Source organism: Gelatiniphilus marinus (assembly GCF_042684345.1).
In the GTDB taxonomy this organism is placed as follows: Bacteria; Bacteroidota; Bacteroidia; order Flavobacteriales; family Flavobacteriaceae; genus Gelatiniphilus; species Gelatiniphilus marinus.
The window spans coordinates 591372-611520 of record NZ_JBHULK010000002.1; the positions used below are offsets into that span (position 1 = coordinate 591372).

A 20149-nucleotide genomic window follows, 5' to 3' on the forward strand; every position below is an offset into this window, starting at 1 on the left:
ATCGGTCTTTAGTCATTAAAAAACTTTATCAAATGCACATATCTAATAAATAGCGCAATTAAAAACGGTATTAATCCAATGGCGAAAGCCTGTACACCAATTAACCAATGCAGCGTTAGTAAACAAAGTAAAATTACCAAAAACTTTAAATATTTAATAAACCAGTTGCTTGGTTTCTTTTTTAATAATTGTGGTGCCATAAATAAATTAAGTGCAAAAGCCCAAAGCAAATTGTAGTTTTGGTGCGTTCCGGCGTGGTCTGTTGCAAGCCAAAGCAGTAAAACAAATACGCCAACAATACCTGTAATGCTAAATAAAAAAATGTCTAGCCATGTACTGCGTGTGCTGGTTTTTTGGTTTTTGTAAGTGATATAAAGTATAATTAACCCGATAACTCCAAAAACGAAAAGCGGACTGGTAAAAAAAGCAGTTGGTTTAACACTGTTTTTTTGAGTGTAAAGTGTTTTACTTTCTTTTACTAAAGGTTTATTGCTATTTTTTATGGTTGCATTTTCAAAGAATTGATAAACAAATTCTGGTAAAAACATGTGTTGTTCTGGTGTGGCTTTTATATCTATTACCGAGCCTAAAGCCACATCAATCCCCAAGCTTCCCCAAGAATTTTTGTTGAGGTTATCGTGTATTAATGTCCTAAACGTTTCTTGTTTAAAACCTTTAGGTTGGTTAAAAGCAATGTTGTTATTAAGGGCAATATTGGTAACATCTTTAATTTTTGTAGCGCAATTATCAAAAAAGAACTCATATAAATATTCCCTGTTTTCAGGCTTGTAATTATTAACTAAAAAATTATAAAGTTTCTGTTTTTCGGGTTGCGTAAGGTTTAAAACCTGTTCTTTAACGGTTCTGTTTTGCCTTACATAAAAGCTTAAAAAATCATAGTAGTTGCTAGTTCCTAACGAATAGTTTAGTTTGCCTCTAGCAAAGTTTAAATAAAAATTAGGAGCTTCAAAATCAAAGCGGCCATAATCAAATGTTTTGTCTAAATTATTTGAAGCATCTTTAATTCTAAAGGCATTATGCCCAAATGCATCATTTAAAGATAAACCGGGAGCAATAGTTAATACGCTAATTTCAGCATCGTTTGATAACTCGATTTGTTGCCCAAAAAAAACTTTTGAAATTAATAAAAGAAATAAAAGAGATCCTGTTTTTTTCATTTAATATTCAATTTTTCCGCTTTGCTATAATTTTTATTGGCTAAATATCCATCCATTAGGATCATCTAAAAATACTTAAATCGAGTTTTAAGGAGAACACATTCGAGTACAGTGCCACACTTTGGTCGCCAATATCGGTAAAGGCATAATCTATTTGGATGCCATTGTATTTAAAGCCCACTCCAAAACTAGGTTGAAAGCCTAATTGCTGGGTGTTGTCAATTTGCAATTCATTTTGAAAATTGCCAACGCCTGCTCGTAAATAAACCATATCGATATAGCCAAACTCAAATCCTAAAGCGGGATTGATGCTGGCCAAAGATGATGAAATAATATCGTTGTTTTCTTCAAACCGAACATTCAAATTTACTGCCGTTAAAAGCGTATAATCTACATTAAAATCTACTAATTTTGAGACACCTATTTGTAGTTTCGGAATAGTGATTTCGGTAGTTTCTGGTAGTTCCTGGTTTTGTCCTGCAACTGCATTTTGTATTTTAGAAAACTCGTCTTCATCAATAGCCCAGGCATTAAATGTTGTTGTGATATCGCGTGCCATAACACCAAATTTCCAGTTGTTTTTAGTTTTAAACTGAATGCCAGCATCAAAACCAAAACCCCACGATGAGGCAAAATCGCCAATAATCCTTCTAATTACTTTTGCATTTATCCCGTAATTCAAACCTTGAACGGGCAGTTTTCGGGCATACGAAAAGGTTAGTCCGTAATCGGCAGTAGAGAATAAACTAATTCTGTCGTAATTTATATTACCTTGTGCATCAATAAGTTGTGTGGTGTTTAAAATGTCGTCAACCGCAAATCGAATTAACGAGATGCCAATAGCACTTCGGTTATCGAGCGGCATCGCAAAGGCTGCATAATCGTAATTGGCAATGTTGGCAAAATAGCTGGAATGCATTAAAGCGATCTGGTTGTCTTTCAAAGCCAAAAGTCCGGCAGGATTCCAATAGCCCGAGTTCACATCGTTGGTATGTGCCGTAACCGCGCTGCTCATGCCCAAAGCGGCGGCATCAACGCCAATATTCATAAACTCGTTGGAGTATTTTCTAACGGTTTGAGAACACAGCGTTAGTGTTAAAAAGCAAAATAATGTGGTTATGTAAGCCTTCAATCGCAAATTTTTTACAAATATGCACATAATTTATAACCTATAAACTTGAAATAATAACAGATATTGTTTCATAGTTGTTTTTCACAACAATAGTTTGTTATTTTTACAAAATAAAACAAAATAAAACAAAATAAAATGAAGCGATATATCCCCAATGCATTAACTCTTTTAAACCTTTTTTCAGGATCTGTTGCTGTAATTTTTGCTGTTAACAATAACTTTGTGGCAGCGGCTTTGTTTGTGTTTCTTGGTATTTTCTTCGATTTTTTTGATGGTTTTGCTGCCCGAAAGCTAAATGTACAAAGCGAATTGGGCGTGCAATTGGATTCTTTGGCTGATATGGTAACCAGCGGATTGGTGCCCGGGATTATTATGTTTAAACTTATTGGCTTAACGCAACTTGCTTGGATAGATGATTTTTACCAAACCAATGCTTTTAATTCGCTTTTAAAAATAACAGGCGGAAGCTTTTTGCCCTTTTTAGGTTTGGCAATTACTTTGGCATCGGCCTATAGATTGGCCAAATTTAATATTGATACCGAGCAACAAAGCTATTTTAAAGGCTTGCCAACACCAGCAAATACCCTGTTAATTGTATCGCTTCCGTTAATTATGGAATATCAAAATAGCGATTTAATAAATTCCATAATTTTAAACCATTGGTTTTTAATTGGCTTAACCGCTTTTAGCTGTTGGATATTAAACGCCAACATTAAGCTATTTGCTTTAAAATTTAAAGATTGGAGTTTTAAAAACAATGCCTCACGTTACGTTTTTGTACTACTGTGTATTGTGCTTTTAATTATACTGCAGTTTGCAGCAATTCCCATAATTATTTTGCTTTATATTTCTATGTCTGTTTTAGATAACCTAACTTCAAAATAAAAAATATGGCATCTGGTTTTTTTGCCTTATTCGACGACATTGCCGCTTTAATGGACGATGTGGTGGTAATGAGTAAAATAAGCACCAAAAAAACAGCAGGTATTTTGGGCGACGATTTGGCGGTAAATGCCGAAAAAGCAACAGGGTTTGTTTCGTCGCGCGAGTTGCCCGTTTTGTGGGCCATAACAAAAGGCTCATTTTTAAATAAATTAATTATTTTACCCATTGCCTTTTTGCTTAGTGCTTTTGCGCCGTGGGCAGTTACATGGGCTTTAATTTTGGGGGCTGTGTATTTAGCTTTTGAAGGCGCAGAAAAAATATACGGGTTTTTTGTGCCCCACGAACACGCTAAAGTTGAAACTAAACCTGAAAATCTTTCAAAAGAAGCTATTTTAAAAAATGAAAAAACCAAGATTAAATCGGCTATACTTACCGATTTTATTTTGTCGGTAGAAATTGTAATTATTGCTTTGGGGACGGTTTTAGGAAGACCTATTTTGTTTCAAATTATAGTGGTTTCCATTGTTGCCATTATTGCTACCGTTGGCGTTTATGGTATTGTAGCCCTTATTGTGAGAATGGACGATTTTGGTTATAAGCTTGTAAAACTAAGCCAGAATAAAAAGAGTATTTCTAAACTAATTGGCAATTTTTTAATAAATGCATTGCCTCTTGTTATTAAAAGTTTATCGGTTATAGGTACGATAGCTTTACTATTGGTTTCGGGCGGTATTTTTGTGCATAATATTGAGTTTTTGCATCATTTTTTAGAGGTGTTGCCATCCATTTTAAGAGACTTTATTGTTGGGTTGTTGGTTGGGTTTGCGGCTGTTTTGGTGGTGAAGCTTTTTATAAGTGTTAAACGGAAATTATTTGCTGAAGAGTAACTAACAATACCTCTAGATTTGAAATGGATCCCTGCCTGCGCAGGAATGACAGACAATTTTCAAAAGACAAAAAGAATTTACCAATAATTAAAAACAATCAAATAATACTGAGTGTCTGTTCAAGATTTTTATTTATCCTAAACTCAAAATCCCATTATTTGTCATTCCTGCGCAGGCAGGAATCCACTCGGTTAACTAAAATTTTTAATGCATAAAACCATTCATCAATATTATTTATACATTTTAACCAATAAAACCTATGGCACATTGTACATTGGTGTTACAAACGATTTGGAGCGCAGAATGTTTGAACACAAAAACAAAATAATGGAAGGCTTTACAAAAAAATATGGTTTATATAAACTTATGTATTTTGAAACCTATCAATATGTAAATGATGCTATTAAAAGAGAAAAGAATATGAAGAAATGGAAGCGCCAATGGAAAATAGACTTGATTGAAAAAGAGAACCCTAATTGGAACGATTTGTCTAAAGATTGGACTTATTTAGTTGATTAGAGAATCTATATAAAACTTGAAAGATCTTAACCTTTAAGTGGATTCCTGCCTGCGCAGGAATGACAAAAAATGGTTACGTATAAGAATAGTGCCGTTTTGTGTCTGAGGGTTTTCCGCAGGAAAATCAGAAATTAACAAACGAGCAACTAACCTTGGTTCAGCAAAAACTAGCAATTTTTTATATGATACTGTGTTGTGCTTAGTTTTTTATTTTTTCAAATTTATATTCATATATTCCATGATTTCCGTTACCTAAAAATAGAATAGCTCCTTCACTCTCAAAACCGTCAACCAAAATTAAATTTCCGTCTTTATCATTACCTAAAATAGTTTTCTGTTCGTTCCGAATGTAATAAATAGGATAAAATGGTATAAGTTTCAAATCTCGGTCAATAGAAAAATATGGTTTTTTTATCTTTCCAGGAAGATTATATTCTTCTAAAACAGAATCTTGGTTAATAAGTTTAATGTTTAGTATTTGTTCTTTTAACAGTGTTATTTTCACGTTTGAGTGGTCTGATTCTTTGTGTTTAGTTAGAATAAACCATAGGTTATTCCCCTCAGATGTTTTATTTCTGTTACTGTAAATTCCATTAAGATTGTCTTCGCTAAATTCTGAAACTTCTGTTGAACTATTACGAATTAATTTCTTTGTCGAAATACAACTCGAAGAGAATATTAAGGTAAGTAAAAGTAGTTTGTAAATGTGTTCAGATTTCATTTTTCAAAATAAGCACAACTTGTGGACAACCATATAAATTAGCTAAAAAAAAATCAAATAAGCCTTAGGCTTTTAGTCGCGAATCTTTTTCTTTCGAAGCTCAAAATTTTGCCCTAAATACACTTTGCGTACCATTTCGTCTTCGGCCAATTCTTCGGGTTTTCCGGCTTTAAGAATACCGCCTTCAAACATTAGATAGGTTCTGTCTGTAATGGCCAGGGTCTCTTGCACGTTGTGGTCTGTAATAAGAATGCCGATATTCTTTTTGGTAAGTTGGGCCACGATACGCTGAATATCCTCAACCGCCACAGGATCTACACCGGCAAAAGGCTCGTCTAATAAAATAAAACTTGGGTCGGTGGCCAGAGCTCGTGCAATTTCGGTACGCCGGCGCTCGCCACCAGAGAGTAGATCGCCACGGTTTTTGCGAATATGCCCAAGGCCAAACTCCTCGATAAGCGATTCCATTTTAAGCTGCTGTTCTTTTTTGCTGAGTTTGGTAAGTTGTAAAACGCTTAATATATTGTCTTCAATACTCAGTTTTCTAAACACCGATGCTTCTTGTGCCAAATATCCAATACCGTTTTGGGCACGTTTGTACATGGGGTATTTGGTAATTTCGGTATCATCTAAAAAAATATGGCCACCATTGGGTTTTATTAATCCCACGATCATATAAAATGAAGTAGTTTTACCGGCACCGTTTGGTCCGAGAAGTCCAACAATTTCACCTTGTTTTACCTCAAGGGAAACATCTTTTACCACTTTTCGCCCGCTGTAGGACTTCATTAAATTTTCGGCTCTTAAAATCATAGTTTAAATACTGAACGCTAAAAATAGTAAAATCATATAGACTATTGTAGCTAAGGTGTTATTTTATCTTAGGTTTAACTTTGTTGTTCTAACGCGTCCCAATACTCATAAGCACGACGCAAATGCGGAATTACAATGGTTCCGCCAATTAAGTTGGCAATACTTAAGGTTTCAACAACTTGTGCTTTTGGAATGCCTTCTTTATAGCAGGTTTCAAGGTGGTATTTTACGCAGTCGTCGCAGCGTAAAACCATGGAGGCCACCAAGCCTAAAAGCTCTTTTGTTTTAATATCTAAGGCGCCTTCCGCGAAAGCGTTGGTATCTAAATTAAAGATGCGTTTTATAACTTTATTGTTATCGGCAAGAATTTTATCGTTCATTCTCTGGCGATATTCATTAAATTCGGTAACGATATCAGACATGTTGTTTTTCTTTTTTCTTTTGATTTTTAACGACTACTTTAGAAATGTAAATGCTAACTTGATATAATATTAAAATAGGAATTGCAACAATAACTTGGCTTACAATATCTGGAGGTGTTATAATTGCAGAAAGGATTAATACAACAACAAGTGCATATTTTCTGTATTTCCTTAATATTTCTGGCGTAACCAAACCTATTTTAGTGAAAAAATAGATGATAATGGGTAGCTCGAAAATCAATCCTGCAGCCAAGGCTGAGTTTCGCACTAAAGCTATATATGAACTTATATCGATTTGATTATCAACAATTTTTGAAATACTATAATTTGCTAAAAAGTTAAGTGATAGAGGTGTTACAATATAGTATCCAAATAATACACCGATAAAAAATAAGAGTGATGAAATGATTATAAAACCACGCGAATGTTTACGCTCGTTTGCATGTAAGCCGGGGCTAATAAATTTCCATAATTGGTAAATAACGTAGGGGAACGATATGATGAAACCGCCTAAAATTGCCGTCCAAATATCTGCTGAAAACTGTCCGCCCATAGTACGGTTTTGTATCATCATGGGCATTTCTTCAGCACAAAACGTAGTTTCAACACCTATAAAATTTGCACCATGGCACAAAAACTCATAGGTTGGAAAACTCATTTCCAGTGGTGCAAAAATAATTCTATCAAAAACAAAACGGCTAAAAATAAAAACCAAAGTTGCTACAATAATAACAGCTAAAACGATTCTTATTAAATGCCAACGTAAATCTTCAAGATGATCTAAAAAAGACATCTCATTAATATCTTTTTTAGCCATTACAAAATACCTTCTTTAATTAAATCGTGCAAATGCACCACTCCGGCGTATAGGCCATTGTCTTCAACAAGCAATTGCGAGATACCGTTGGTTTCCATAACTTCCAGGGCATCAACAGCCATAGCATCTACATTGATGTGTTTTGGGTTGGGGCTCATAATATCTTTGGCGGTTAAAGCAGAAAAATCGTTAACTTTGGTTAACATTCTACGTAAATCGCCATCGGTAATTATACCAATAATTTTTCCGTTTTCAACAACAGCAGTAACGCCCAGCATTTTTTCGGTAATTTCAATAATTATGTTTTTAATGCTGGTGTTTGGCATAACTTGTGGTTTTTCGTTTACCGATGAGATATCGCTAACCCTTAAATACAATTTCTTTCCTAAAGCGCCACCGGGGTGGTATTTGGCAAAATCGTTACTCGAAAAGCCTCGAAGTTCCAATAAGCATACGGCAAGTGCATCGCCAATAACCAATTGTGCGGTGGTGCTGGTTGTAGGTGCTAAATTATTAGGACAAGCTTCTTGCTCTACATAAGCGTTTAGAACAAAATCTGCCTGTTGCCCTAAAAACGAATCGGTATTGCCCGTAATGGCAATCATTTTGTTCTTGGCACTTTTTATTAAAGGAACCAAAACCTTGATTTCGGGCGTGTTGCCGCTTTTCGAGATGCAAATTACCACATCGTCTTTAAGAATTAAGCCTAAATCGCCATGAATAGCATCGGCGGCATGCATAAAAATAGCGGGCGTACCAGTAGAATTTAATGTGGCTACAATCTTGTTTGCTATAATGGCACTTTTACCAATACCGGTAATAATTACGCGTCCTTTAGAATTGTAAATTAGCTTAACGGCCTGCGCAAAATCATCGGTTACAAGGCTGGCTAAGTTAGAAATAGCCTTGCTTTCCATTTCAATGGTATGTTTTGCTGTATCAATAATAGAGATTCCGTCTTTCAAAATTTATTATTTTTTTTTGTTGATGCATTAAAGATTTTGTTATCTTTAAATGTTAAACCAGTTTGAATTTATTTTGTAGATTCGAATTTGGTTACAAAACTAACGAAAAAAACATGAGGGTTCTCTAAATACACTACCAAATATAACCAGAGTAAATTTTACATTAGTGTATTTTCAATTGTGTAAATTAATTTTTATTTAATACATGTTAACAGCCAATAGTGACATTCATGCTGCACTAAAAAAGTATTTTGGGTTTAACAAATTCAAAGGATTGCAGGAAGAAGTCGTAAAAAGTATTCTATCAAGAAACCATACCTTTGTAATTATGCCAACGGGCGGCGGAAAATCGCTCTGTTACCAACTCCCAGCATTAATGCAAGACGGCACAGCTATAGTAGTGTCTCCGTTAATCGCTTTAATGAAAAACCAGGTCGATGCCATTCGAGGCCTTTCCAACGAAGAAGGTGTGGCTCATGTATTAAATTCATCCTTAAATAAAACCGAAGTAAAACGCGTAAAGGAAGATATTGTTAACGGTATAACTAAATTACTTTATGTCGCCCCAGAATCGTTAACCAAAGATGAAAATGTTGATTTCTTAAGAAGTGTAAAAGTGTCTTTTATGGCCATAGACGAAGCCCATTGTATTAGCGAATGGGGGCACGATTTTAGACCCGAATACAGAAATTTAAGGCATATTGCTAAGCGTATTGGCGATGATATACCAATTATAGGATTAACGGCAACAGCTACCCCAAAGGTACAAGAAGACATTATAAAAAACCTTGGTATTACCGGGGCTAAAACATTTAAAGCCTCGTTTAACAGACCTAATTTATATTACGAAGTAAGACCGAAAACCAAAAATGTAGATGCCGATATTATTAGATTTATAAAACAAAATGATGGCAAGTCTGGTATAGTATATTGTTTAAGCCGAAAACGAGTTGAAGAGTTAGCACAAGTACTACAGGTAAATGGCATTAAAGCAGTGCCATATCATGCCGGTTTAGATGCCAAAACCAGATCCAGCCACCAAGATAAATTCTTAATGGAAGATGTAGATGTTGTGGTGGCAACTATTGCCTTTGGGATGGGTATCGATAAACCCGATGTGCGGTTTGTAATCCATCACGATATTCCAAAAAGCATAGAAAGCTATTACCAAGAAACCGGTCGTGCAGGTCGCGATGGGGGCGAAGGCCATTGTTTGGCGTATTACGCTTATAAAGACATTGAGAAATTAGAAAAATTTATGTCTGGTAAGCCCGTTGCCGAACAAGAAATAGGGCAGGCATTATTGCAAGAAGTTGTTGCTTTCGCCGAAACATCAATATCGCGTAGAAAATTCATTCTGCATTATTTTGGAGAAGCCTTCGATAACAAAACAGGCGAAGGAGGCGATATGGACGACAATGTGCGTTACCCTAAAAAACAAAAAGAAGCTAAAGACAACGCTAAGTTGCTTTTACAGACTATTGATAAAACCAACGAAAAATATAAATCCAAAGATTTAGTAAACGTACTTACCGGTAAAGAAAACGCCTTGATTAATTCGCATAAAACCAACGAACAAGATTTTTTTGGCAAAGGCAAAAACCACAACAATAAATATTGGATGGCATTGCTAAGGCAAGTGCTGGTTGCCGGATACCTTAAAAAAGACATTGAAACTTACGGCGTTATAAAATTAACAGATTCCGGAAGGGAATTTATTAAAAAACCAGTATCGTTTATGATGACCGAAGACCATATTTTTGAAGGCGAGCAAGAAGATGGAACCATAATAACCGCCCAAAAAGGCGGCGGAGCAGTGGCCGACAATGTACTTATGGTGCTGCTTAAGGATTTGCGTAAAAAAAATGCCAAAAAACTAGGCGTCCCTCCGTTTGTAATTTTTCAAGACCCCTCGTTAGAAGATATGGCTTTAAAGTACCCAATTACCATGTCCGAGCTTAGTAACGTGCATGGTGTTGGAGATGGAAAAGCAAAAAAATACGGTAAAGATTTTATCGGTCTTATTTCAAAATACGTAGAAGAAAACGATATTACACGTCCAGACGATTTGGTGGTAAAATCTACTGGGAGCAACTCTGCAAATAAATTATATATTATTCAGAATGTAGACAGGAAATTGCCCTTAGATGATATTGCATCATCTAAAAACATGTCTATGGAAGATTTTATAAAAGAAATGGAAGCCATAGTATATTCTGGCACCAAGCTTAATATAGATTATTGGATTGACGAGATTTTAGATGAAGACCAACAAGAGGAAATACACGACTATTTTATGGAATCCAATTCAGATAGTATAGCCGAAGCCATTGAAGAGTTTGATGGCGATTACGATGATGAGGAATTGCGCCTATACCGTATAAAGTTTATTAGTGAAGTTGCTAATTAACGCTTAAGGGGCTCAAAGTTCCAAGCAAGGCCTAAAAGCAATTCAATGCTTCAAAATTGATAATCTTCCCATATCAATCTTTGCAACTTTGTTTCCCGGTAACTTTTGATTCTCCTTCAAACAGAAAATCGTTAATCATTTCTTATATTTGCTGCTTCAAATAAAAAAACAAAAAATGCAAGACGGATTATACGCTAAATTCAACACAACAAAAGGAGAAATTCTTGTTGCTTTAGAATACCAAAAAACCCCAGGAACAGTAGGTAACTTTGTTGCCTTGGCAGAAGGAAACCTTGAAAACGAGGTAAAACCACAAGGCACACCATATTATAATGGTTTAAAATTCCATAGGGTTATTCCAGATTTTATGATTCAGGGCGGTTGCCCACTAGGTTCTGGATCTGGTAACCCCGGCTACCAGTTTGACGACGAGTTTCACCCAGACTTAAAACACGACGCGCCAGGTGTGTTATCTATGGCAAATGCAGGTCCGGGAACCAACGGTAGCCAGTTTTTTATAACCCATGTAGAAACCCCCTGGTTAGATAACAACCATACGGTTTTTGGAAAAGTACAACAAGGGCAAGACATTGTTGATGCCATTGCCCAAGGCGATGTTATTGAAAGTTTGCAAATTATCAGGGTTGGTGCACATGCCGAAGCTTATAATGCTGTAGAAGCATTTAGAACCTTTGAAGGTTCAAGAGAAAAAAGATTGGCAGAAGCAAAGGCACTAGCTGATGCAGAATTAGATAAAATCGCTGCAGGTTTTAACAAAACCAATAGTGGACTGCGCTATCAAATTATACAACAAGGCAACGGTGCAAAAGCCCAAAAAGGCCAAACCGTATCGGTACACTACAAAGGCCAATTAGCCGATGGTACGGTATTCGATTCTTCTTATAAACGCAAACAACCATTAGAGTTTCCCGTTGGAGTAGGACAGGTTATTCCAGGCTGGGACGAAGGTATTTGTTTATTAAACGTTGGCGACAAAGCGCGTCTGGTTATACCCAGCCATTTAGGCTATGGCAGCCAAGGTGCTGGCGGTATAATTCCTCCTGATGCGACTTTAATTTTCGATGTAGAATTAATGGATGTAAAGTAAAGCGCATTAGCTTTTTTAATAGTTTACAAACAGATTAAATTACAAAAATAACATGTTTTAAAACACCCTTTTTTGGGTGTTTTTTTGTTTTAACCCCTTAGGCTAATTTTCTACTACTTTATCGAAAATATTTACAGCCAAATTAAAGTAGCCATATTTTTGACTTATGATTAGTATTAAAAAAACAGATTTATATTCTGAAGTAGTAAAAGAATTTAATTACCTGTTTGGCAGTATATTTGTGTTTAAAGGATTTGTGGTTTCTGAAATTAACCAAGGACAAATTATTAACTGGGATAATCAAGCTAAATTGATTGCTGAAGATGTGACTGCTTTTTTAGGCACTAATGGAGCTGATGTTATTTACATTTCAAACCGAATTAATTCTTATTCGGTTGTAGCCTTGGATTGGCTAAAGTTTTTTAAGCACAGCTATACTTTAAAGGGTTACTGTATCGTTTCTCAAAATAAAAGAGGGATTATAAACGCTAAGATAGAAAAGCTTTTCTACACTAAAAAATTAAGCATTTTAGCAATTTATTCGAAGCAGTGAATTTTGTTAAAAAAAGCGGTTTTGAAATAACTTAGCTGCAAATAATTTTGGACTCATTTTTATTATGATAAGACCATTTTGCATTGCCGATACCCAAGCGCTCTTGGATATTTACAATTATTATGTGCTGAATACTACAGTTACTTTTGATGTAGAACCACTGTCCTTAAAGGTATTTAAAGATAAATTGATTAAAATACATAACCAGTACCCTATTCTGGTTTTTGAAGAGGAAGCTAATGTTTTAGGTTACGCTTACGGCAGCAGATTTAGACCTAAAACAGCTTATAATTATACAGCCGAATCTACAGTTTACGTAAAACAGGATGCGCTCGGACAACAGATTGGTTCCAAGCTTTATGCCGAATTGTTAAGCCAACTTAAAGCCTCAAACTTACATGCCGTTTTAGGGGTGCTTACCTTACCCAATGCAGCCAGCGTAAAGCTTCACGAAAAATTTGGTTTTAAACAAGCAGCCTATTTAAAAGATGTTGGGTATAAATTTGGCGAATGGCAAAGTGTTGGTATTTGGCAATTAACCTTTAATTAAAAAGAATTTCTCGATGCGCTTTACAATAGCAGATAAAAACATGTAACTAAAGCAAAACCCATTTACTATTGGTATGTAAAGTAATCTGCTTAAAAAATAATATGCCAGCACTATTTCCACTTAATGTTACAGCCAATACTGGGTTTTTGCATCTGCATATTTTCTTTGTTTTCCAATACACAATCTAGTGCATGTTTTAAATCTTTGCCCGTAACTGGTAAGCCGTTATCTGGTCTAGAATCGTCTATTTGTCCTCGGTAAACCAATTCTAAATGGGCATCAAACACATAAATGTCGGGTGTGCAAGCGGCATCATAAGCTTTGGCTATTTCTTGGGTTTCATCGTATAAATATGGGAAAGTGTAGCCTTCGGTTTTAGCGTGGGTTTTCATTTTTTCGGGAGAATCCTGTGGGTAATTAACCACATCGTTACTGGAAATGGCAATAAAAGACACGCCTTTTTCAGCGTAAGTTTTTGCTATGGCAACCAGTTCTGGATTTACGTGTATTACAAACGGACAATGATTGCATATAAACATAATAACCGTGGCTTTTTTTCCTTTTAAATCTTCAAGAGATAAAAGGCAGCCCGAAACCGTGTCGAATAATTTAAAATCTGGGGCTATTGTTCCAAGGGGAAGCATGTTTGAAGCTGTGCGTGCCATAATTTATTGTTTTCCCAAAGTTCGGCAAAAAATGTATTTTTAAAAAATGAAAGGCACAATAACTTTTAAAGACTTGGTAAAGGTAGATTTACGTGTTGGAACCGTAATTGGAGTAAACGATTTTCCTGAAGCCAACAAACCAGCTTACCAACTCGCCATCGATTTTGGAGATTTGGGCATTAAAAAATCTTCGGCGCAAATAACAAGCTTGTATAGAAAAGAAGATTTGTTAAACAAGCAAATTGTAGCGGTTGTTAACTTCCCGAAAAAGCAAATTGCTAATTTTATAAGCGAGTGTTTGGTTTTAGGCGCCGTAAATGCTAAGCATGTAGTGCTTTTAAATCCAGAAAATAAGGTTGAAAACGGTATGCCCGTTTTTTGTATTTGCACAAACAGCCGGCTATAAATAAATAAGAATAGAACCTAACAGTAGCAAAACTATATTTGGTTTCTAAAGAAAATAGCATTCATCAATAATTTATTTGTACCGTACCAAAAGCCCCTAAAATTGGTGTTATCTGTAAATGCGATTACTTTGCCCTTGCCCAGTTTTTTAATTTTAACTGGAACACTTTCTGCCAAAGCCTTTAAATTTGGTTTAGAAATATAACCGCTTAACAACGGGTTTTTGGTATATTTAATGGGGTTGTTATAGCTTAAAGAATCGGGTTTTACAAAAACAGTGGTGTTTCTAAACAGCGGTAGTTTATCGTTTTTGTATCCAAAATTTATAGGATGAGAGCGGTCTAGTTTTGCTTCAAAAATAGCGCCTCCAATAACTTGGGCGTCTTTAAAATCGATTTTATCTTCAAAGCTTATGTTGTTGGCGGGTACATTGGTTTTTTTAATATCCAAGCTAATAAATGCTTTTTCCTTTAGCCATTTTACAGTGTTTCTATAGCCAATAATGGTTCCGCCGTTTTTTGCCCAAGCTTTTAGTTTTTTAGTGTTAGCTTCGCTTAGGTATTTTATATTTGGGATAATAATGGTGTTGTATCTACTTAAATCTGCGCGGGCAATGGTTTTGGTATCTAGTTTTGTTGCTGTAATGTTATACCGGGTATCAAATAAATGCCATATTTCGCCGGCATCGTTCGATGTAACCCCATTGCCAACCAAAAGGGCTATTTTGGGCTTCTTTAAGGTTTTAAAATGTCGGCTACCTAAATCCATGCCTTCTGCCAAACTAGTGTTTACAGCATCTATTTGTAGGTGGCTTTCTCGGGCTAGTTTACTTAAAAGGGTATGTAAATCTTTACTGTTTAATTTTTGATTTTGAACAGGGATTAAAACTGTACCGTAGTCGTAATTTTTATTGTTCATTCTAAATTGTTTCAATGCCACTTTGGTACGAATGCCTTTATTTAACAACTGGTTCAATAGTTTTGGCGAATAGTATTCGTGCCATTCCATTAAATAAGCATAATGGGTTTGTTTTGATACAGTGCCCTTTTTTGGCTGCAAATCGATAACTTGTTCGCCTAAATTATTTGTTGAAATATTTTCGGCATAATCTACATTAAAGGCTAGGGGAAAAGACCAAGCCGAAACATCGTAAAACAGACTGTCTTTAAACGTGCTGCGTTTTTCAAACATCGCATCTATTAGGCGTGTGTTCTTTTGGTTTTTTGGCACGATGTAACTGTATCCTTTTTTAAAATGTTTTCCGTTGGCCGTAAAATTTTGTTTTATCTCGTATAATTTAATGTTTTGTCTATGCAGTATTTCTGCTAAATGGTAGGTTTTTGCTGCGTCTTTTTCATCACCAAAAACAATGGCTTTATGGGCTTGTTTTCCGCCTTCTTTTCTGGCGTTTTTATAAAAATCATGCTGGTACCTTAAAATGGTTTCGCGCATGGTTTTTGCTGCTTTTAAGGTAGATAAAGCTGTTGTAAACTGATTTTTTATGGTAAACGGAAAGGTTATTATGCCATTGTCGCTTTCTTGCATATGCCCTCTAGAACTAGCTTGCTCAAATAAAATACCAATACTTCCATTAATGTCTGGAAATGTTGAGCCTTTGCCATAGTAAAAATCATCAAAGCTTTCTTCGGCATAATATAACGAACCAATTTTATTTAATGCCTCGGCATGGAAATTACCAATTTTTTTGGTTAATTCTTGATTTAGCTTTGGCGTTAAAGGATGTGTTCTTGATGGAATGCCGGGTTGGAAGAAGAACGTTGCGTTGGTGCCCATTTCGTGATGGTCTGTTAAAATATTTGGTAACCATTTATGAAAAGTTTCAACTCTGGCTCTAGATTCTGGTAGTTGTACGGGCAACCAATCGCGGTTCATGTCGAACCAATAGTGGTTGGTTCTTCCACCGGGCCAGACCTCGTTAAATTCGCGGTCGTTTGGGTCTGGATTTAAGTTGATGTTTTTGTTGGTATTAGCCCAATAGGCAAATCGCTGTAAGCCATCTGGGTTTAAGCACGGGTCTAAAAGGATAACCGAGTTGGCCAATAATTCGGTAATATAATTGCCTTTAGCCGCAGCCAAATAATAGGCGGCCAGTAAACTAGCATTAGAGCCACTGGGTTCGTTTCCGTGAATCGAAAAGCCTTGATATACCACTATGGGCATGTTTTTGGTTTCTGCCGTATCATTATTTGTGGCATCAATATGGGTTTTACGAATGGCCTCGATATTCTTGTGGTTTTCTGGCGATGTTATGGTTAGCAACAGCAAGGGTCTGTCTTCAAAGGTTTTGCCTCTTTGCTCTATGGTTATCCTATCAGAAGCTTTGGCAAGTACATGCATGTATTGCACCAGTTTATCGTGGTTTACGTGCCATTTGCCAACTTGGTGCCCAATAATACTTTCGGGTGTTGGTATGTCTTGGTTGTAATCGATGTCTTGCGGAAGATAATACGATAAGTTTAAGGTGTTTTGTGAGGTTGCTGTTAAACACAGAAAAAGGCAAATTGTAAAAAGTCTTTTCATTGTATGATGCTTAGGTAATAAATATAAAAAAACCGTTGCAATTTTTTACAACGGTTTTTTTATATTTAATGCGTTGTTTTATATGTCGTCAAAATCTATATCTGTAAAGCTTTCGGGTGTTTTTAGTTGGTTTTCGGTAACTTGTGGCTCTGTACTGTATTCTTTTTTGTAGTCTTTTTGATGGCGCTCGCTAATTACTTCATCACCTTTTTCTTTGATGATAAATTCGGTCATTTCTGATAAAATCGAATTAAATTCGGCAAAATCTTCTTTGTATATGTAAATTTTGTGTTTTTTGTAATGGTAAGAACCGTCATCATTGGTAAATTTTTTGCTTTCTGTAATGGTAAGGTAGTAATCTTTTGCTTTTGTAGCTCTTACGTCAAAAAAATAGGTGCGTCTTCCGGCTCGTAGTACTTTTGAAAAAATCTCTTCTCTCTCCATCATGTCATTATTATTCATAGTTATTTAGAAATTTGTTAAATGCTATTTAATATGTATCAAAAATCTAAAAAAAACGGATATTAACCAACAAATATTGGGTTTTCTTTTTTTAAATGTAAATAGGTGTTGCGTTTAATCGAATTAAAATGTGTTTTATACACTTAAAATTCAGGTGGTTTTTTTTATTTGTGGGCTGTTTCGCTTTTTTGCTTTAAGTATAAATTTTTATAGTACCCTTTGGCAGCAAGAAGTGTGTCGTGGTTTCCTTGTTGTACAATTTGGCCTTTTTCAAGTACAATTATTTTATCGGCATTTTTAGCAGACGATACTCGATGGCTTACTATAATGGTTGTTTTTCCTTTTGATAGTGTATTAAGGTTTTTAAGGATTTGCTCTTCGGTTTCGGTATCGACAGCCGATAGGCAATCGTCGAACAATAAAATCTTGGGCGATTTAATAATGGCACGCGCAATGGAAATGCGTTGTTTTTGTCCGCCGGAAAGTGTAATTCCGCGTTCGCCCAAAACCGTATCGTACCCGTTGTTAAATTTTATAATGTTGTTGTGTACTTGGGCGTTTTTTGCGGCTTTTATTACATCGGCATCCGTAGCATCTTCTTTACCAAATTTGATGTTGTTTTTTATAGAATCTGAGAATAGAAAGGCATCTTGCGGTACATAACCAATGCTGTTTCGTAAATCGGTTAGGTTGAGTTTGTTTATTTCTGTGCCGTTTATGGTAATTGAGCCCGCATCGACATCGTAAAGGCGCCCAACTAAATCTAAAATAGTAGATTTTCCAGAGCCTGTTTTGCCCAAAATAGCAAGTGTTTCGCCTGCTTTTATAGTAAAGCTAACGTTTTTTAGGGCTTGTATATTGGTGTCGTCATAAGTAAAGGACACGTTGTTAAAAGCTATATCCCCGGTTATTTCTGTGGGGTTTGCGACCATGTTTTTTATTTCGGGCTCAATCTTTAAAAACTCGTTGATTCGTTTTTGCGATGCTTCGGCTTGTTGTACAATAGAGGTTACCCAACCTACCGTGGCCACAGGCCATGTAAGCATGTTTACATAAATAATAAACTCTGCAATGGTGCCCAGGCTTTCTATTTCGCCATTTATGTATTGCATACCGCCAATGTATATAACCAATAAATTACTGGCGCCAATGAGTAAAATCATCATCGGGAAAAACAGGGCTTGTACTTTGGCCAAATGGATTTGTTTTTCTTTACTGGTAGCTGATAGTTGCTTGAAATTAACAGCTGTTAAAGGTTCAATACCATAAGCTTTTATTACAGAAATACCGCTAAAAGACTCTTGGGTATAAGTAGAAAGTTTAGAGAGGTACTGCTGCACTGTAGTACTGCGCTTGTGTATTTTTCTGCTTAGTCTATATATAACAACCGATAGGATTGGTAGCGGTGCAATGGTAAATAAGGCCAGTTTTGGTGCGGCACTAAACATGTAAATAAGTACTATTGTAAAAAGGGTAATGGTGTTTATGCTGTACATTAAAGCAGGACCAGCGTACATGCGTACCCTACCAACATCTTCACTTATACGGTTCATTAAATCGCCTGTTCGGTTTTTTTTGTAAAAGTTAGAGGATAGTTTTTGGTAATGCGCGTAAATTTCGTTTTTTAAATCGTATTCAATATAACGAGACACGTTTATAATGGTTTGGCGCATAAAAAAAGTTAGTATTCCGGCAATTACTGCAGCACCAATAATATACAGTATGGCAGTTGTTAGTTCTGCCTTAAAGGCTTCTTTTGTAATTAGGTTATCGGCATACCTTTCAATAGTTACAAAAATCTCTTTAACATAACGTGGTGTAAAAAGCAGAAATATTCTGGCTACCACGGTAATTATACTGCCAATTATTAAGTGGGACTTATATTTTAAAAAGTATTTGTTTAAATGCTGAAGTTCCTTCATTTATTAATATAACCGTTGCTTTGTTTTAAAGTAGCAAAGGTAATAGATTAAAACCATTAATCGATTTTTACTTTATGCTACAGAAATGTTAAAAATAACCCCAAGCTGTATTGCCGTAATAAGTTTGTATTACCTAGTGTTATTTTTAAAATAATATTATTTTTGCGGCACGAAACATATTAAATATAACGTTTTATAACCTAAAGTTCTTTGTAATGATGCTAAACAGAAGACATATCCGTGTAAAAGTAATGCAAACTTTATATGCTTTTAAAGGAGGCGAGAGTGACGATTTTATTAAAGACCAAAAATTCCTGCAGTTTAGTATCAATAATATGTACAACCTGTACCTTTTGCTGTTAGCATTGTTAATAGAAGTGCAAAAGAGGGCCGAAAGCGATTTGCTGAAAAAACAAAACAAGCATTTGGCTACCAAAGAAGACAAAGACCCCAATAAAAAGTTTGTTAATAACCAATTACTGCAGCTGCTTAAAAACAATGCCGCATTAAAAAACCAGTTTGAAACCTTTAAAATAACCCATTGGAACTTAGATAATGAGTACGTAGATATTATATTTAAAGCTATTGTGGCCAGTGATTTGTACAAAGATTACATGCAAACCAAAACATCGGACTTTAAAGAAGATAAAGATTTTATAGTAGATGTTTTTAAAGAAATTATAGCGCCAAACGATAAGTTATACGATTATATGGAAGATAAAAACCTAACCTGGTTAGACGATCTTCCAACAGTAAATACTACTATTTTAAAGCTGTTGCGAAAAGTAAAACCGGCATCAAACGAAAATCATTTTACACCTATTCTTTACAAAGATGCAGATGACAAGCAATTTGCCCTGGACCTGTTTAAAAAAACCCTTCTAAACAAGACCGCATTAAACAAAGAAATTGAAGATAAAACCCAAAATTGGGATGCCGAACGTATTGCCAATGTAGATTATGTGCTGCTTCAAATGGCCATTTGCGAGTTTCAGTACTTTTCCTCAATTCCGGTAAAGGTTACCATAAACGAATATTTAGAAATCGCCAAAGAATACTCGACCCCAAAAAGCAGTATATTCATCAACGGCATTTTAGACAAGCTTGTAAAAGAATACAATGCCAATGGGAAATTAAATAAAATAGGCCGTGGCTTAATGTAAATTTCTGTTAAGATAGCTGCAAAAATTTTTA

Annotated in this window: 20 protein-coding genes; 9 read left to right on the forward strand and 11 right to left on the reverse strand. The window is 35.5% G+C overall.

What is annotated here, in order from left to right; all coding sequences use genetic code 11:
* Positions 1–8: 8 nt before the first annotated feature.
* Both ACFSQS_RS07715 and ACFSQS_RS07720 read right to left on the reverse strand, forming a co-directional pair.
* Entirely contained in the window at positions 9–1178 is a 1170-nt protein-coding gene (locus ACFSQS_RS07715; RefSeq protein ID WP_388016597.1) for a lipoprotein N-acyltransferase Lnb domain-containing protein, read from the reverse strand.
* 61 nt (positions 1179–1239) lie between these two features.
* A complete protein-coding gene (locus tag ACFSQS_RS07720) occupies positions 1240–2310 on the reverse strand; it encodes a putative type IX sorting system protein PorV2 (protein ID WP_388016600.1) in 1071 nt (356 codons plus the stop codon).
* Positions 2311–2445: 135 nt separating this feature from the next.
* Between ACFSQS_RS07720 and ACFSQS_RS07725 the strand changes: the two genes are divergently transcribed.
* The 3 genes from ACFSQS_RS07725 to ACFSQS_RS07735 all read left to right on the forward strand — a co-directional run bounded on the left by ACFSQS_RS07725 (position 2446) and on the right by ACFSQS_RS07735 (position 4601).
* Positions 2446–3195: a CDP-alcohol phosphatidyltransferase family protein gene (locus ACFSQS_RS07725; protein WP_388016603.1), complete on the forward strand. Its 750-nt coding sequence runs from the start codon at positions 2446–2448 to the stop codon at positions 3193–3195.
* Positions 3196–3200: 5 nt separating this feature from the next.
* Complete coding sequence (locus ACFSQS_RS07730; RefSeq protein WP_388016606.1) at positions 3201–4082, forward strand: DUF808 domain-containing protein; 882 nt, start codon at positions 3201–3203, stop codon at positions 4080–4082.
* A 207-nt stretch (positions 4083–4289) separates the two neighbouring features.
* A complete protein-coding gene (locus ACFSQS_RS07735) occupies positions 4290–4601 on the forward strand; it encodes a GIY-YIG nuclease family protein (protein WP_388016609.1) in 312 nt (103 codons plus the stop codon).
* A 199-nt stretch (positions 4602–4800) separates the two neighbouring features.
* Here the strand turns inward: ACFSQS_RS07735 and ACFSQS_RS07740 are convergent, their stop codons facing one another.
* The 5 genes from ACFSQS_RS07740 to ACFSQS_RS07760 all read right to left on the reverse strand — a co-directional run bounded on the left by ACFSQS_RS07740 (position 4801) and on the right by ACFSQS_RS07760 (position 8291).
* Complete coding sequence (locus ACFSQS_RS07740; protein WP_388016612.1) at positions 4801–5322, reverse strand: hypothetical protein; 522 nt, start codon at positions 5320–5322, stop codon at positions 4801–4803.
* A 72-nt stretch (positions 5323–5394) separates the two neighbouring features.
* A complete protein-coding gene (gene lptB, locus ACFSQS_RS07745) occupies positions 5395–6135 on the reverse strand; it encodes an LPS export ABC transporter ATP-binding protein (RefSeq protein WP_388016615.1) in 741 nt (246 codons plus the stop codon).
* A 74-nt stretch (positions 6136–6209) separates the two neighbouring features.
* Entirely contained in the window at positions 6210–6557 is a 348-nt protein-coding gene (locus tag ACFSQS_RS07750; RefSeq protein ID WP_388016618.1) for a carboxymuconolactone decarboxylase family protein, read from the reverse strand.
* Positions 6550–7374, reverse strand: coding sequence for a twin-arginine translocase subunit TatC (gene tatC / locus ACFSQS_RS07755; protein ID WP_388016621.1), 825 nt, complete (start codon positions 7372–7374; stop codon positions 6550–6552). The genes ACFSQS_RS07750 and tatC overlap by 8 nt, the downstream gene beginning before the upstream one ends.
* Positions 7374–8291, reverse strand: coding sequence for a KpsF/GutQ family sugar-phosphate isomerase (locus ACFSQS_RS07760; protein WP_388017224.1), 918 nt, complete (start codon positions 8289–8291; stop codon positions 7374–7376). The genes tatC and ACFSQS_RS07760 overlap by 1 nt, the downstream gene beginning before the upstream one ends.
* Before the next feature lie 253 nt (positions 8292–8544).
* On the opposite strand from ACFSQS_RS07760, the gene ACFSQS_RS07765 reads away from it, so the two are divergent.
* From ACFSQS_RS07765 to ACFSQS_RS07780, 4 genes are all read left to right on the forward strand, one after another.
* Positions 8545–10749, forward strand: coding sequence for a RecQ family ATP-dependent DNA helicase (locus ACFSQS_RS07765; protein WP_388016624.1), 2205 nt, complete (start codon positions 8545–8547; stop codon positions 10747–10749).
* Between the two features lie 175 nt (positions 10750–10924).
* Positions 10925–11857, forward strand: coding sequence for a peptidylprolyl isomerase (locus tag ACFSQS_RS07770; protein WP_388016627.1), 933 nt, complete (start codon positions 10925–10927; stop codon positions 11855–11857).
* A 166-nt stretch (positions 11858–12023) separates the two neighbouring features.
* A complete protein-coding gene (locus ACFSQS_RS07775; RefSeq protein ID WP_388016629.1) occupies positions 12024–12410 on the forward strand; it encodes a hypothetical protein in 387 nt (128 codons plus the stop codon).
* A gap of 64 nt (positions 12411–12474) precedes the next feature.
* Positions 12475–12960, forward strand: a complete 486-nt coding sequence (locus ACFSQS_RS07780) for a GNAT family N-acetyltransferase (protein ID WP_388016632.1) — start codon at positions 12475–12477, stop codon at positions 12958–12960.
* 110 nt (positions 12961–13070) lie between these two features.
* Here the strand turns inward: ACFSQS_RS07780 and ACFSQS_RS07785 are convergent, their stop codons facing one another.
* A complete protein-coding gene (locus ACFSQS_RS07785) occupies positions 13071–13625 on the reverse strand; it encodes a thioredoxin family protein (protein ID WP_388016635.1) in 555 nt (184 codons plus the stop codon).
* A gap of 46 nt (positions 13626–13671) precedes the next feature.
* On the opposite strand from ACFSQS_RS07785, the gene ACFSQS_RS07790 reads away from it, so the two are divergent.
* Entirely contained in the window at positions 13672–14031 is a 360-nt protein-coding gene (locus ACFSQS_RS07790) for a tRNA-binding protein (RefSeq protein ID WP_388016638.1), read from the forward strand.
* Between the two features lie 32 nt (positions 14032–14063).
* Here the strand turns inward: ACFSQS_RS07790 and ACFSQS_RS07795 are convergent, their stop codons facing one another.
* From ACFSQS_RS07795 to ACFSQS_RS07805, 3 genes are all read right to left on the reverse strand, one after another.
* Positions 14064–16571 (reverse strand): M14 family metallopeptidase, encoded by a 2508-nt coding sequence (locus tag ACFSQS_RS07795; RefSeq protein ID WP_388016641.1) that lies wholly within the window; start codon positions 16569–16571, stop codon positions 14064–14066.
* 78 nt (positions 16572–16649) lie between these two features.
* Positions 16650–17033 carry a PUR family DNA/RNA-binding protein gene (locus ACFSQS_RS07800; protein ID WP_388016644.1) on the reverse strand — a complete coding sequence of 128 codons (384 nt, stop codon included), beginning with the start codon at positions 17031–17033 and terminating at the stop codon, positions 16650–16652.
* 164 nt (positions 17034–17197) lie between these two features.
* The gene (locus tag ACFSQS_RS07805) at positions 17198–18955 is read right to left on the reverse strand and encodes an ABC transporter ATP-binding protein (RefSeq protein ID WP_388016647.1); all 1758 of its coding nucleotides are present in this window, start codon (positions 18953–18955) and stop codon (positions 17198–17200) included.
* Positions 18956–19170: 215 nt separating this feature from the next.
* Here ACFSQS_RS07805 and nusB point away from each other — a divergent pair, with 215 nt between their 5' ends.
* A complete protein-coding gene (nusB, locus tag ACFSQS_RS07810) occupies positions 19171–20118 on the forward strand; it encodes a transcription antitermination factor NusB (RefSeq protein ID WP_388016650.1) in 948 nt (315 codons plus the stop codon).
* Positions 20119–20149 lie beyond the last annotated feature (31 nt).

What these genes read in the sequence shown, in the direction of transcription:
- ACFSQS_RS07715 (WP_388016597.1), bottom strand. Translation starts at nt 1,178, where the DNA reads ATGAAAAAAACAGGATCTCTTTTATTTCTTTTATTAATTTCAAAAGTT.
- ACFSQS_RS07725 (WP_388016603.1), top strand. Translation starts at nt 2,446, where the DNA reads ATGAAGCGATATATCCCCAATGCATTAACTCTTTTAAACCTTTTTTCA.
- ACFSQS_RS07730 (WP_388016606.1), top strand. Translation starts at nt 3,201, where the DNA reads ATGGCATCTGGTTTTTTTGCCTTATTCGACGACATTGCCGCTTTAATG.
- ACFSQS_RS07735 (WP_388016609.1), top strand. Translation starts at nt 4,290, where the DNA reads ATGCATAAAACCATTCATCAATATTATTTATACATTTTAACCAATAAA.
- ACFSQS_RS07740 (WP_388016612.1), bottom strand. Translation starts at nt 5,322, where the DNA reads ATGAAATCTGAACACATTTACAAACTACTTTTACTTACCTTAATATTC.
- lptB (WP_388016615.1), bottom strand. Translation starts at nt 6,135, where the DNA reads ATGATTTTAAGAGCCGAAAATTTAATGAAGTCCTACAGCGGGCGAAAA.
- ACFSQS_RS07750 (WP_388016618.1), bottom strand. Translation starts at nt 6,557, where the DNA reads ATGTCTGATATCGTTACCGAATTTAATGAATATCGCCAGAGAATGAAC.
- tatC (WP_388016621.1), bottom strand. Translation starts at nt 7,374, where the DNA reads ATGGCTAAAAAAGATATTAATGAGATGTCTTTTTTAGATCATCTTGAA.
- ACFSQS_RS07760 (WP_388017224.1), bottom strand. Translation starts at nt 8,291, where the DNA reads ATGGAAAGCAAGGCTATTTCTAACTTAGCCAGCCTTGTAACCGATGAT.
- ACFSQS_RS07765 (WP_388016624.1), top strand. Translation starts at nt 8,545, where the DNA reads ATGTTAACAGCCAATAGTGACATTCATGCTGCACTAAAAAAGTATTTT.
- ACFSQS_RS07770 (WP_388016627.1), top strand. Translation starts at nt 10,925, where the DNA reads ATGCAAGACGGATTATACGCTAAATTCAACACAACAAAAGGAGAAATT.
- ACFSQS_RS07775 (WP_388016629.1), top strand. Translation starts at nt 12,024, where the DNA reads ATGATTAGTATTAAAAAAACAGATTTATATTCTGAAGTAGTAAAAGAA.
- ACFSQS_RS07780 (WP_388016632.1), top strand. Translation starts at nt 12,475, where the DNA reads ATGATAAGACCATTTTGCATTGCCGATACCCAAGCGCTCTTGGATATT.
- ACFSQS_RS07785 (WP_388016635.1), bottom strand. Translation starts at nt 13,625, where the DNA reads ATGGCACGCACAGCTTCAAACATGCTTCCCCTTGGAACAATAGCCCCA.
- ACFSQS_RS07790 (WP_388016638.1), top strand. Translation starts at nt 13,672, where the DNA reads ATGAAAGGCACAATAACTTTTAAAGACTTGGTAAAGGTAGATTTACGT.
- ACFSQS_RS07795 (WP_388016641.1), bottom strand. Translation starts at nt 16,571, where the DNA reads ATGAAAAGACTTTTTACAATTTGCCTTTTTCTGTGTTTAACAGCAACC.
- ACFSQS_RS07800 (WP_388016644.1), bottom strand. Translation starts at nt 17,033, where the DNA reads ATGAATAATAATGACATGATGGAGAGAGAAGAGATTTTTTCAAAAGTA.
- ACFSQS_RS07805 (WP_388016647.1), bottom strand. Translation starts at nt 18,955, where the DNA reads ATGAAGGAACTTCAGCATTTAAACAAATACTTTTTAAAATATAAGTCC.
- nusB (WP_388016650.1), top strand. Translation starts at nt 19,171, where the DNA reads ATGATGCTAAACAGAAGACATATCCGTGTAAAAGTAATGCAAACTTTA.